At 40.5% G+C, this 13,812-nt stretch carries 9 protein-coding genes; all 9 read right to left on the reverse strand.

Annotated features, from left to right (window positions below; translation table 11 throughout):
• Nucleotides 1-8: 8 nt before the first annotated feature.
• The 9 genes from rplC to rpoB all read right to left on the reverse strand — a co-directional run bounded on the left by rplC (nt 9) and on the right by rpoB (nt 13,674).
• Complete coding sequence (gene rplC, locus QFZ31_RS19940) at nt 9-635, reverse strand: 50S ribosomal protein L3 (RefSeq protein ID WP_179161261.1); 627 nt, start codon at nt 633-635, stop codon at nt 9-11.
• 39 nt (nt 636-674) lie between these two features.
• Nucleotides 675-983 (reverse strand): 30S ribosomal protein S10, encoded by a 309-nt coding sequence (gene rpsJ, locus QFZ31_RS19945; RefSeq protein ID WP_034676072.1) that lies wholly within the window; start codon nt 981-983, stop codon nt 675-677.
• 577 nt (nt 984-1,560) lie between these two features.
• Complete coding sequence (gene tuf, locus QFZ31_RS19950) at nt 1,561-2,748, reverse strand: elongation factor Tu (RefSeq protein WP_307306155.1); 1,188 nt, start codon at nt 2,746-2,748, stop codon at nt 1,561-1,563.
• Nucleotides 2,749-2,874: 126 nt separating this feature from the next.
• Nucleotides 2,875-4,956 (reverse strand): elongation factor G, encoded by a 2,082-nt coding sequence (gene fusA / locus QFZ31_RS19955; protein WP_307306157.1) that lies wholly within the window; start codon nt 4,954-4,956, stop codon nt 2,875-2,877.
• Nucleotides 4,957-5,003: 47 nt separating this feature from the next.
• Nucleotides 5,004-5,474, reverse strand: a complete 471-nt coding sequence (gene rpsG / locus QFZ31_RS19960) for a 30S ribosomal protein S7 (protein WP_307306159.1) — start codon at nt 5,472-5,474, stop codon at nt 5,004-5,006.
• Between the two features lie 42 nt (nt 5,475-5,516).
• Nucleotides 5,517-5,939, reverse strand: a complete 423-nt coding sequence (gene rpsL / locus QFZ31_RS19965; RefSeq protein WP_034676061.1) for a 30S ribosomal protein S12 — start codon at nt 5,937-5,939, stop codon at nt 5,517-5,519.
• Between the two features lie 103 nt (nt 5,940-6,042).
• Nucleotides 6,043-6,291, reverse strand: a complete 249-nt coding sequence (locus QFZ31_RS19970) for a 50S ribosomal protein L7ae-like protein (RefSeq protein ID WP_307306162.1) — start codon at nt 6,289-6,291, stop codon at nt 6,043-6,045.
• Between the two features lie 155 nt (nt 6,292-6,446).
• Nucleotides 6,447-10,046 carry a DNA-directed RNA polymerase subunit beta' gene (rpoC, locus tag QFZ31_RS19975; RefSeq protein ID WP_307306164.1) on the reverse strand — a complete coding sequence of 1,200 codons (3,600 nt, stop codon included), beginning with the start codon at nt 10,044-10,046 and terminating at the stop codon, nt 6,447-6,449.
• Between the two features lie 67 nt (nt 10,047-10,113).
• Nucleotides 10,114-13,674 carry a DNA-directed RNA polymerase subunit beta gene (rpoB, locus tag QFZ31_RS19980; RefSeq protein ID WP_307306166.1) on the reverse strand — a complete coding sequence of 1,187 codons (3,561 nt, stop codon included), beginning with the start codon at nt 13,672-13,674 and terminating at the stop codon, nt 10,114-10,116.
• Between the last annotated feature and the right edge of the window lie 138 nt (nt 13,675-13,812).

Here is a 13,812-nt window from a genome sequence, read left to right on the forward strand (position 1 = left end):
TGAAGATATTACGCTTTTACCGCACTTTTAATCTTTAATAAAGCTTTTTTAGGTCCTGGAACGTTACCTTTGATTAATAGTAAGTTACGCTCAACATCTACCTTAACAATTTCAAGATTTTGAACAGTAATTTGTTCTCCACCCATACGTCCTGGTAATAATTTACCTTTGAATACGCGGTTTGGAGCAACAGGTCCCATTGAACCTGGACGACGGTGATAACGTGAACCGTGAGCCATTGGGCCGCGTGATTGTCCGTGACGTTTGATTACGCCTTGGAAACCTTTACCCTTTGAGATTCCTGTTACATCTACTACATCGCCTGCAGCGAAAATATCAACTTTGACTTCTTGACCAACTTCATATCCTGTTACGTCCACTCCGCGGAATTCGCGAACGAAGCGCTTAGGATTAGTGTTTGCTTTAGCAACATGTCCTTTTTCTGGCTTGTTAGCTAACTTTTCACGCTTATCTTCAAAACCTACTTGAACAGCTTCATAACCGTCGCTTTCAACTGATTTCTTTTGAAGAACTACGTTTTGAGCAGCTTCTACTACAGTAACTGGAATTAAGTTGCCGTTTTCTGCAAATACTTGAGTCATACCAATCTTTCTTCCTAAGATTCCTTTGGTCATTTAAGTCACACCTCCTACAGTTTTGGTTATTTATTTTTACTAAAGTTTAATTTCGATATCAACACCAGATGGTAAGTCTAAACGCATTAACGCATCAACAGTTTGTGGAGTTGGGTTAACGATGTCGATTAGACGCTTATGTGTTCTCATTTCGAACTGTTCACGAGAATCTTTGTACTTATGCACCGCACGAAGAATCGTGTAGATTGATTTTTCAGTCGGTAGTGGAATCGGACCAGAAACGGCTGCACCTGAACGCTTTGCTGTTTCAACGATTTTTTCTGCAGACTGATCAAGGATTCTGTGATCATAAGCTTTTAAACGGATACGAATCTTTTGTTTTGCCATTATTTTCCCTCCTTTATTCGCCTATTTTAAAAATAGACATTCTCAGTGAAAATTTCCCACACACTCGCCATGGCAAAGCGGCCGGGTGTGTCAGCAACCTTTCACATCATCGCAGTCAAAGACCAACATTGTCTATTATACATAAAAGATTAGGCAAACGCAACATTTTTTTATATTTTCTTTTTGGTTACGTTTAGCACACTTTTATTATTATAGCGACCTGTTTATACATTTTCAAGAGTTATTATCATTCTCCAGAAATAACCTATAATAACGGTTTATTGTTTGAATATTAACTGTTCTTATATATAGAAGAAACAAGATTTAGAATAAATGCATGTATATTGACAGAGGTTGCTCATAGTATTGAGATCCTTATGAAGGACTAACCTCAATGGAAATTCTTCCGATTTGTCTTTCATCACCCCTATGAAGGACTAATCCCACTGCATATTCTGCGGATTTGTCTTTCATCGACTTTTAAAACAGTTGTACTAATCAGCAAAAATGAAATATCCCAAATAGAAAAAGCAGCTGGATCGTCATCCAGCTGCTTCCTATATAACTGATAATAAAATTATTCAGTGATAGTTGTGATTGAACCTGAACCAACAGTACGTCCGCCTTCACGGATAGAGAACTTTGTACCTTCTTCGATCGCAACTGGAGCGATAAGCTCAACAGTCATTTCGATGTGGTCACCAGGCATAACCATTTCTACGCCTTCTGGAAGATTACAGATACCAGTAATATCAGAAGTACGGAAATAGAATTGTGGACGGTAGTTAGTGAAGAATGGAGTATGACGTCCACCTTCTTCTTTTGATAAAACGTAAACTTGTGCTTTGAACTTTGTGTGTGGAGTGATTGATTTCGGCTTAGCCAAAACTTGGCCACGCTCGATTTCTTCACGTGCTACACCACGAAGTAATGCACCAATATTGTCTCCAGCTTCAGCGAAATCAAGAAGCTTACGGAACATTTCTACACCAGTTACAGTAGTAGATTTTGGCTCTTCAGTGAAACCTACGATTTCAACAACGTCACCAACTTTAACTACACCACGCTCAACACGTCCAGTAGCAACAGTTCCACGACCAGTGATTGAGAAAACATCCTCAACTGGCATCATGAAAGGCTTGTCAGTGTCACGAGTTGGTTGTGGAATCCACTCATCAACAGCGTTCATAAGTTCATAAATTTTTTCTTCCCAAGCAGCGTCACCTTCTAACGCTTTAAGAGCAGAACCTTTGATAACTGGAGTGTCATCGCCAGGGAAATCGTATTCAGATAATAGATCACGGATTTCCATTTCTACTAATTCAAGTAGTTCTTCGTCATCAACCATATCACACTTGTTCATGAATACAACAAGGTAAGGTACGCCTACCTGACGAGAAAGAAGAATGTGCTCACGAGTTTGTGGCATTGGACCATCAGTTGCAGATACAACTAGGATACCGCCGTCCATTTGAGCAGCACCAGTGATCATGTTTTTAACATAGTCAGCGTGTCCTGGGCAGTCTACGTGTGCATAGTGACGGTTGTCAGTTTCATACTCAACGTGCGCAGTAGAGATTGTGATTCCACGCTCTCTTTCTTCTGGAGCACCATCGATTTGATCATATGCACGAGCTTCTGCTTTACCAGTTTTAGCAAGAACAGAAGTGATTGCAGCAGTTAAAGTTGTTTTACCATGGTCAACGTGACCAATTGTACCAATGTTAACGTGTGGCTTAGAGCGGTCGAATTTAGCTTTACCCATTAGGAAAATCCTCCTTTAATTTAAAAAAGTTAAGTATATTATATGGAAACTGTAAATAGGTTGTCCTAATTTCACAGTTTCCATTGTTACATAAGTAGTTATACTTTATTAAAAGGTGAAAATCAATTATTCACCTTTATTTTTTTTGATAATTTCTTCAGAAACAGATTTTGGTACTTCTTCATAGTGATCAAAGTGCATAGAGAATACTCCACGACCTTGTGTGCTTGAACGAAGTGCTGTTGCATAACCAAACATCTCTGAAAGTGGAACCTGTGAACGTACTACTTGTGCGTTACCACGCGCTTCCATACCTTCAACGCGTCCACGACGTGCAGTGATTTGACCCATAATATCACCTAGGTACTCTTCAGGGATTACAACTTCAACCCTCATCATAGGCTCTAGGATAACAGGCTTACACTTTGAAGCAGCATTTTTAAGAGCCATTGATGCAGCAATCTTAAACGCCATTTCAGAGGAGTCAACATCATGGTATGATCCATCAAATAATCTTGCTTTAATATCAACTAGTGGATAACCAGCTAGAACACCGCGATCTAACGCATCTTCTAAACCAGCTTGTACAGCAGGGATGTATTCACGAGGAACAACACCACCGACGATACCATTTTCAAATTCGAATCCTTTACCTTCTTCATTAGGTGAGAACTCGATCCAAACGTGTCCATATTGTCCACGTCCACCAGATTGACGAGCAAACTTACCTTCAACCTGTGCAGAACCACGGAAAGTTTCACGGTAAGCAACCTGTGGAGCACCTACGTTAGCTTCAACCTTAAATTCACGACGCATACGGTCTACAATAATATCAAGGTGAAGTTCACCCATACCAGCGATGATAACTTGTCCAGTTTCCTGGTCAGTGTGCGCACGGAATGTAGGATCTTCTTCTTGAAGTTTTTGTAGGGCAGTAGTCATTTTATCTTGGTCAGCTTTAGACTTAGGTTCAACAGAAAGTTGGATTACTGGCTCTGGGAATTGCATAGACTCAAGGATAACAGGGTTTTTGTCATCACATAGAGTATCACCAGTAGTAGTATCTTTCAAACCTACAGCAGCAGCAATGTCACCAGCGAAAACCTTAGAGATTTCTTGACGGCTATTTGCGTGCATTTGAAGGATACGTCCGATACGTTCACGCTTGCCTTTAGTAGAGTTTTGAACATATGAACCAGACTCTAAAGTACCAGAGTAAACGCGGAAGAACGTTAACTTACCAACATAAGGGTCAGTCATAACTTTAAATGCAAGAGCAGAGAATGGCTCTTCGTCACTTGAATGACGTTCAACAGCTTCATCTTCATCATCAACAGCGTGTCCTTTGATTGCAGGTACATCTAATGGTGATGGAAGGTAATCGATAACTGCGTCTAACATTAGCTGAACACCTTTATTTTTGAAAGCAGATCCACAAATAACAGGATAGAATTCTACATTAACAGTACCTTTACGAATACCAGCTTTTAGCTCTTCTTTAGTGATTTCTTCACCACCAAGGTATTTTTCCATTAATTCTTCATCTAATTCTGCTACTGCTTCAACTAACTTTTCATGCCACTCTTCAGCAAGTTCGCGGTGTTCTTCAGGAATCTCACGTACTTCAATATCAGTACCTAAGTCATTACTGTAGAATACTGCATTCATTTCCACAAGGTCAATGATTGCTGAGAATTCATCTTCAGCACCGATAGGTAACTGAATTGGATGGGCATTCGCTTGCAAGCGGTCATGTATTGTTCTTACAGAATACAAGAAGTCTGCACCGATTTTGTCCATTTTGTTTACGAATACTACACGTGGTACACCGTAAGTTGTTGCTTGACGCCAAACTGTTTCAGTTTGAGGTTCAACACCAGACTGTGCATCAAGTACAGCTACTGCTCCATCAAGTACACGCAGGGAACGCTCAACTTCAACTGTGAAGTCTACGTGTCCTGGTGTATCGATGATGTTTACGCGGTGACCTTTCCATTGTGCAGTTGTTGCTGCAGATGTAATAGTGATTCCGCGTTCTTGTTCTTGCTCCATCCAGTCCATCTGAGAAGCACCTTCATGTGTTTCACCGATCTTATGAATCTTACCAGTGTAATAAAGGACACGCTCAGTGGTCGTCGTTTTACCGGCATCAATGTGTGCCATGATACCGATATTACGAGTGTTTGCTAAGGAGAACTCTCTTGCCATGGGTCTTTCTCCTTTCTAGTGTGAAAGTTTTTATAATAAAGGTAATTCTACCAACGATAGTGAGCAAACGCTTTGTTTGCTTCTGCCATTTTATGAGTATCTTCACGCTTCTTAACAGATGCACCAGCATTGTTAGCTGCATCCATAATTTCGTTTGCTAAACGTTCTTCCATTGTCTTTTCACCGCGAAGACGCGCATAGTTTACTAACCAGCGAAGACCAAGAGTTGTACGGCGGTCAGGACGTACCTCAACTGGTACTTGGTAGTTTGCTCCACCTACTCGGCGTGCTCTTACCTCAAGTACTGGCATGATATTCTTCATTGCTGCTTCAAAAACTTCCATTGGCTCTTTGCCAGAGCGTTCACGGATTGTTTCAAATGCAGAATAAAGAATTTCTTGTGATTTACCTCTTTTACCGTCAACCATCATTTTGTTGATTAGACGAGTAACTAATTTAGAATTGTAAAGTGGATCTGGTAACACGTCTCTTTTTGCTACAGGACCTTTACGTGGCATTTAATTTCCTCCTTTCAAACAGGCTTTTCTATTTAAACTGTTTTATTTCTTAGCTGCTTTTGGTCTCTTAGTACCATATTTAGAACGACCTTGCATACGGTTGTTAACACCAGCCGTATCAAGAGCACCACGTACGATGTGATAACGTACCCCCGGTAAGTCCTTTACACGTCCTCCACGAATAAGAACAACACTGTGCTCTTGAAGGTTGTGGCCGATACCAGGAATGTATGCAGTCACCTCAATACCGTTTGTCAAACGTACACGAGCATATTTACGTAACGCTGAGTTCGGTTTCTTTGGAGTCATTGTACCAACACGAGTACATACTCCGCGTTTTTGTGGTGAAGTTACATTTGTTTGTGATTTTTTGAAGCTGTTGTAACCTTTGTTAAGCGCAGGTGATTTTGACTTTTCCTCTTTAGATTGACGAGGCTTGCGCACTAATTGGTTAATAGTAGGCATGTTACTTTTCCTCCCTTCATTATTTGTAAGCCCACACATCCAGGTGGTTCATTTTTGTGCAAAAACAAAGTTTTTGCAGATCTTCTATCTACAAAAACAGTTTTTAACGGATAATTGCTACAGTTGAAGCACCAACTTCTATTCCACATGCTTTCCCGAGTTTTTTCATCGAGTCAACATAGATAATTGGGATGTTCAAATCTTGAGCTAGTTTCACTGCAGCTGCTGTTACGTTCGTACCAGCATCACTTGCAATGATCAACTCACTTACTGTTCCATCCTTTAGTACTTTAACTGCTTGTTTAGTTCCTATAACAATCTTAGTTGCCTGTAATACTTTTTCATAAGACACTTATCATATCCTCCAAAGTATCAGGTGAATAGGAGCACCTTTGATATAATAACATCTTAAAAAATAGATGTCAACAAAACTACAAATTATTTTTTCTACAAAGAATTTCCATAAAATGCGGTACCTGCAAAAAAGGCAAGTACCGCTTTATTGATTTAATCAATTGCAACTGTTTCTTCGGAGGTTGTATCCCTTAAAACAGGTTCTGCTTTGCGATAGCGCTGCATACCTGTTCCAGCCGGAACCAACTTACCGATGATAACATTTTCTTTTAAGCCGAGTAATTCATCACGCTTGCCTTTGATTGCAGCATCAGTAAGAACTCTCGTTGTTTCTTGGAAGGATGCAGCAGACAGGAATGAATCTGTTTCAAGTGATGCTTTTGTAATTCCAAGCAATACTGGACGTCCTGTTGCTGGTAATTTTCCGGCTAACAATGCTTTTTCGTTTGCATCTGTGAATTGGTGGATATCTAAAAGTGTACCAGGAAGTACATCTGTTTCACCTGCATCACTTACACGAACCTTACGCATCATTTGACGAACCATTACCTCGACGTGTTTATCACCAATTTCAACACCCTGCATACGGTAAACCTTTTGAACTTCGCGTAACAGGTATTCTTGAACAGCATTAACGTCTTTTACCTTGATTAACTCTTTAGGGTCAATAGAGCCTTCTGTTAATTCCTGACCACGTTCAACTCTATCATTAACGGCTACTTTCAAGCGTGCTGTATACGGAGCATTATAAGTACGTGATTCGATCTCACCTTGAACAATAATCTCATGCTGACGATCACGTCCTTCATTAATGCCAACAACCACACCATCAATTTCAGAAATAACTGCTTGACCTTTAGGGTTACGAGCTTCAAAGATTTCTTGAATACGCGGTAAACCTTGAGTGATATCGTCTCCTGCTACCCCGCCTGTATGGAATGTACGCATTGTTAACTGTGTACCAGGTTCTCCAATTGACTGGGCCGCAATAATACCAACTGCTTCTCCAACTTCAACTTCTTGACCTGTAGCCAAGTTACGGCCATAACACTTCTTACATACACCATGACGTGTATTACATGTAAAGGCAGAGCGGATTTTTACTTCTTCGATTCCAGCACCAACGATTGTTTCAGCTAGATCTTCAGTGATAAGTCCATTTTCAGGAACAAGTACTTCTTTCGTTTCTGGATGTCTTATTGGGTTACGAGCATAACGGCCGATTAAACGTTCGTCCAAGCCTTCGATAACCTCTGTACCATCTTTTAATGAACGGATTAACAAACCACGGTCAGTTCCACAATCATCTTCACGGACAATTACATCCTGTGCAACGTCAACAAGACGACGTGTTAGGTAACCTGAGTCAGCTGTTTTTAGTGCAGTATCGGCAAGACCTTTACGAGCACCGTGTGTAGAAATGAAGTACTCTAATACTGTCAGACCTTCACGGAAACTTGACTTGATTGGTAATTCAATGATACGTCCAGCCGGGTTGGCCATCAATCCACGCATACCAGCAAGTTGTGTAAAGTTTGATGCGTTACCACGGGCACCGGAGTCACTCATCATGAAAATTGGATTCGTTTTATTCAAGGATTTCATCAGTTTTCCTTGAATGGTATCCTTCGCAGCACTCCATATAGCAATAACGCGATCATAACGTTCGTCTTCCGTAATCAAACCACGACGGAACTGCTTCATAACGTTATCAACTTTGCTTTGAGCTTCGTGAAGGATTTCTTGCTTTTCAGGTAATACCACGATATCGGCAACACCGACAGTAATACCTGCTTTTGTAGAATATCTAAATCCTAAGTCCTTCATCCGGTCTAGCATTTTAGACGTTTCAGTAATTTTGAATCGCTTAAATACTTCGGCAATGATATTACCAAGGATTTTCTTCTTGAATGGATCTACTAATGGCATTTCCTTTATTCGAGCTTGAACATCTTCACCCTTTTCAACAAAATAAATTGCTGGTGTTTCAACTTCTAAATTCTGTCTTGTTGGTTCGTTGATATACGGGAAAGATTTCGGAAGAATTTCATTAAAAATAAGTTTTCCTACCGTAGTAATCAGTAACTTATTATTTTGTTCTTCTGTCAACGTTTCATTTCCTAATGAACCAGCATGGACAGCAACACGAGTGTGCAGATGAACATAGCCATTTTGGTAAGCAATTAATGCCTCGTTAGTATCTTTAAAAATCATACCCTCTCCGACTGCGCCTTCTCTTTCAAGAGTTAAGTAGTAGTTACCTAGTACCATATCCTGAGAAGGTGTAACAACTGGCTTACCATCTTTAGGGTTCAAGATATTTTGGGCTGCAAGCATTAATAGTCTAGCTTCTGCTTGCGCTTCAGACGAAAGCGGAACGTGAACAGCCATTTGGTCACCATCGAAGTCCGCGTTGTATGCAGTACATACGAGCGGGTGAAGGCGAATTGCTCTTCCTTCTACAAGTGTAGGTTCAAATGCCTGAATCCCTAATCTGTGAAGTGTAGGGGCACGGTTTAGTAAAACAGGATGCTCACGAATAACATCTTCAAGCACATCCCATACTTCAGGAGATACTCTTTCAATCTTACGTTTTGCAGATTTGATATTATGGGCTAACCCTTTTTCTACTAATTCCTTCATAACGAATGGCTTAAATAACTCAAGAGCCATTTCCTTTGGAAGACCACATTGGTACATTTTTAAGTTTGGACCAACTACAATAACAGAACGACCAGAATAGTCAACACGTTTTCCGAGTAAGTTTTGACGGAAACGACCTTGCTTTCCTTTTAACATATGAGAAAGTGACTTTAACGGACGGTTACCTGGACCAGTTACTGGACGGCCGCGACGACCGTTATCAATTAGCGCGTCTACCGCTTCTTGAAGCATACGCTTTTCGTTTTGAACAATAATACTCGGTGCACCAAGATCCAACAAACGCTTTAGACGATTATTCCGGTTGATTACTCGTCGGTATAGATCGTTTAAATCAGATGTTGCAAATCTTCCACCATCCAACTGTACCATCGGACGAAGTTCTGGAGGGATGACAGGAAGAACATCAAGAATCATCCATGATGGCTCATTTCCAGAGTTACGGAATGCTTCCAACACTTCAAGTCGCTTAATCGCACGAGTACGACGCTGGCCTTGAGCTGATTTTAACTCTTCTTTTAATGCGTCAACCTCTTTATTTAAATCGATATCAGAAAGAAGCTTTTTAATCGCTTCAGCACCCATTGCAGCTTGGAATTTATTACCGTACTTTTCGCGGTATGCACGATATTCTTTTTCTGATAAAAGTTGTTTCTTATCAAGAGCTGTATCACCTGATTCCGTTACAACATATGAAGCAAAGTAAATAATTTCTTCTAATGCCCTAGGAGACATATCTAAAACTAGTCCCATCCGGCTAGGGATACCTTTAAAATACCAAATATGAGAAACAGGAGCTGCTAGCTCAATATGCCCCATACGTTCACGACGAACCTTTGCACGTGTTACTTCAACACCACATCGGTCACATACAACACCTTTGTAACGGACACGTTTATATTTACCGCAATGACATTCCCAGTCCTTTGTTGGACCAAAAATTCTTTCACAGAATAAACCATCCTTTTCAGGCTTCAATGTACGATAGTTAATGGTTTCTGGCTTCTTTACTTCTCCAAACGACCAAGAACGAATTTTATCTGGTGATGCCAGACCAATCTTCATATACTCAAAATTATTAACATCCAGCAAGGGGCCTACCTCCCTTTCTATCTAGACAATCATTAGCTGAAGCACACTTATGTGCTTCAGCTAAGTCTTATTCCTTTGAACCGACCTTTTCAGATTCAAATGCTGCTGTTTCCGGAACAATGTTTAATGTATCGACTTGTTGTAAGTCATCTTCATCTTCCGTATCGCGCATTTCAATTTCTTTTTCATCACCTGAAAGGATTTTTACATCCATACCAAGACTCTGAAGTTCTTTTATTAATACTTTGAATGATTCAGGAACACCTGGTTCAGGGACATTTTCGCCTTTTACAATCGCTTCATACGTTTTCACACGACCAACAACGTCATCTGATTTAACAGTCAGAATTTCTTGAAGTGTGTATGCAGCACCGTATGCTTCAAGCGCCCAAACCTCCATCTCACCAAAACGCTGACCGCCAAATTGCGCTTTACCGCCAAGTGGCTGCTGGGTTACAAGTGAGTAAGGTCCAGTCGAACGTGCATGTAATTTATCATCAACCATGTGTGCAAGTTTAATCATATACATAACGCCAACAGACACACGATTATCAAACGGTTCACCAGTACGACCATCATATAATACAGTTTTTGCATCATTAGCCATACCTGCTTCTTCAATTGTTCCCCAAACATCTTCCTCACGCGCACCATCAAATACTGGTGAAGCAACATGAATTCCAAGTGCTCTAGCAGCCATACCTAAGTGAAGCTCAAGTACCTGCCCGATGTTCATACGTGAAGGAACCCCTAAAGGATTTAACATAATATCAATTGGTGTACCATCCGGTAAATATGGCATATCTTCTTCTGGCAATATTCGGGATATAACCCCTTTATTACCATGACGACCAGCCATTTTATCTCCTTCATGAATCTTACGCTTCTGAACAATATAAACGCGAACTAGCTGATTCACTCCTGGTGGCAATTCATCGCCGTCTTCACGATTAAAGACCTTAACATCAAGAACAATACCGCCTCCGCCATGCGGAACTCTTAGTGAAGTATCTCGAACTTCTCGTGCTTTTTCACCAAAGATAGCGTGTAGTAATCTTTCTTCTGCAGTTAGTTCCGTAACTCCTTTTGGTGTTACTTTACCCACTAGCAAGTCACCGTCTTTTACTTCTGCACCAGTACGGATAATTCCGCGTTCATCCAAATTGCGAAGAGCATCTTCACCTACATTTGGAATATCACGTGTAATTTCTTCTGGTCCAAGCTTTGTATCACGAGACTCTGATTCATATTCTTCAATATGAATAGAAGTATAAACATCATCTTTTACAAGACGTTCGCTCATGATGATCGCATCTTCATAGTTATAACCATCCCAGTTAACAAAGCCGACTAAAACGTTACGCCCTAAAGCTAGTTCACCTAGTTCCATTGAAGGACCATCAGCAAGAATTTCACCTTTTGTTACATGGTTACCCACTGCAACAATTGGACGTTGGTTATAACAAGTTCCTTGGTTAGAACGGATGAATTTCAACATTTTATATTTATCAAGGTCACCTTTAACTTCTTGACCATCGACAGTATTAATACGACGCACCCAAACCTCACGTGCCTCAACATGCTCAACGATTCCTTCATGTTTACAGATAACGGCTGCTCCGGAGTCTTTACCAGAAACATATTCCATTCCTGTTCCAACTCTTGGTGCTTCCGGCTGCAAGAGCGGCACGGCTTGACGCTGCATGTTCGCTCCCATCAATGCACGGTTAGAGTCATCATTTTCTAAGAACGGAATACAAGCTGTCGCCGCAGAAACTACCTGTTTAGGAGATACATCCATATAGTCGATTCGGTCACGTTTTACAACTGTGTTTTCACCACGGAAACGAGCAACAACATCTTCATCGATGAAGGTACCGTCGTCACTAAGACGAGAATTTGCCTGTGCTACAACATAGTTATCCTCTTCATCGGCAGTTAAATAATCGATTCGGCCTGTAACCTTTCCAGTATCAGGATCAATTCGTCGATATGGAGTTTCAATGAAACCAAAACGATTTACCTTTGCAAATGATGAAAGTGAGTTAATTAAACCAATGTTTGGTCCCTCTGGCGTTTCAATCGGACACATACGGCCATAGTGGGAATAGTGAACGTCACGTACTTCAAATCCTGCTCGTTCACGTGTTAATCCACCAGGTCCTAATGCAGATAAACGACGCTTATGAGTTAATTCCGCAAGCGGATTCGTTTGATCCATGAATTGCGATAACTGGGAGCTTCCGAAGAACTCTTTTATTGACGCAATGACTGGACGAATATTGATTAACTGCTGTGGTGTGATGGTAGCAGTATCTTGAATCGACATTCTTTCACGAACCACACGTTCCATACGAGACAAACCAATACGGAATTGATTTTGCAGCAATTCACCAACAGAACGTAAACGTCTGTTACCTAAGTGGTCAATATCGTCTGTGTCGCCCACACCATGCAATAAGTTAAAGAAATAACTGATTGAAGCAATGATATCAGCAGGTGTAATATTTTTAATTGGCTCTGCTACATAGGCATTGCCTAAAACATTAATTACCTTTTCACCATCGTCATTTGGTGCATAGATTTTAATTCCTTGAAGAATGATTTCTTCCTCAACTACACCGCCAACAGGATTAAAGCCCTTGAAGTTAACATCCTTTTCGAGAGCAGGAATAATCCGATCAAGGTTTCTACGATCTAGAACCGTACCTTTTTCTGCAATAATTTCACCTGTCTCAGGATCAACAAGAGATTCAGCCAAACGCTGGTTAAATAAACGATTTTTAATATGAAGCTTTTTGTTAATCTTGTAACGACCAACATTTGCTAAATCATATCTTTTTGGATCAAAAAATCTTGATACCAATAAGCTCTTTGCATTATCTACAGTTGGAGGTTCACCTGGACGCAGACGCTCATAAATTTCGAGAAGCGCTTTTTCTACTCCCTCAGTGTTGTCCTTTTCAAGAGTATTTCGGATGTACTCATTGTCTCCAATCAATTCAATGATTTCTTGATCAGAGCCGAAGCCAAGTGCACGCAAAAGAACCGTAACGGGCAGTTTCCGAGTACGATCTATCCTGACATATACGACATCTTTGGCGTCTGTTTCATATTCCAGCCAAGCGCCGCGGTTCGGAATTACAGTAGCCGTAAATCCTTTTTTTCCGTTTTTATCAAGTTTTCCACTAAAGTATACGCTCGGTGAACGTACTAACTGAGAAACGATAACACGTTCGGCACCATTAATGACAAAGGTACCCGTTTCAGTCATAAGTGGAAAATCCCCCATAAAAACATCTTGATCTTTTACTTCGCCTGTTTCTTTGTTTACAAGACGTACTTTAACACGCAATGGTGCAGAATATGTAACGTCCCGCTCTTTCGATTCCGCAACAGAATACTTAGGTTCGCCAAGGCTGTAATCAATAAATTCTAGTGATAGGTTACCAGTAAAGTCTTCAATCGGTGAAATATCCTGGAACATTTCACGCAATCCCTCATCAAGAAACCATTGGTATGAAGAGGTTTGGATTTCAATAAGATTTGGTAATTCTAAAACTTCACTGATTCGTGCGTAACTTCTTCGTTGGCGGTGTCGTCCATACTGAACTAGTTGACCTGTCAACTGATTCACCCCTCAAATCAAGCGTTTTTATAAAACATATATTTTGGTCTTATGTAAGGACTATAGAGACCTTCCATCAGACAAAAAAGAAAAAGGGTTTTTATTTCTTAAAAACCACATTTTCACATTTTGACTATT

Origin of the sequence: Neobacillus niacini (assembly GCF_030817595.1) — a bacterium.
GTDB lineage: Bacteria > Bacillota > Bacilli > Bacillales > Cytobacillaceae > Neobacillus > Neobacillus niacini_G.

Coding starts and splice junctions, on each gene's coding strand:
- rplC (WP_179161261.1), bottom strand. CDS start 635: ATGACCAAAGGAATCTTAGGAAGAAAGATTGGTATGACTCAAGTATTT.
- rpsJ (WP_034676072.1), bottom strand. CDS start 983: ATGGCAAAACAAAAGATTCGTATCCGTTTAAAAGCTTATGATCACAGA.
- tuf (WP_307306155.1), bottom strand. CDS start 2,748: ATGGGTAAAGCTAAATTCGACCGCTCTAAGCCACACGTTAACATTGGT.
- fusA (WP_307306157.1), bottom strand. CDS start 4,956: ATGGCAAGAGAGTTCTCCTTAGCAAACACTCGTAATATCGGTATCATG.
- rpsG (WP_307306159.1), bottom strand. CDS start 5,474: ATGCCACGTAAAGGTCCTGTAGCAAAAAGAGACGTGTTACCAGATCCA.
- rpsL (WP_034676061.1), bottom strand. CDS start 5,939: ATGCCTACTATTAACCAATTAGTGCGCAAGCCTCGTCAATCTAAAGAG.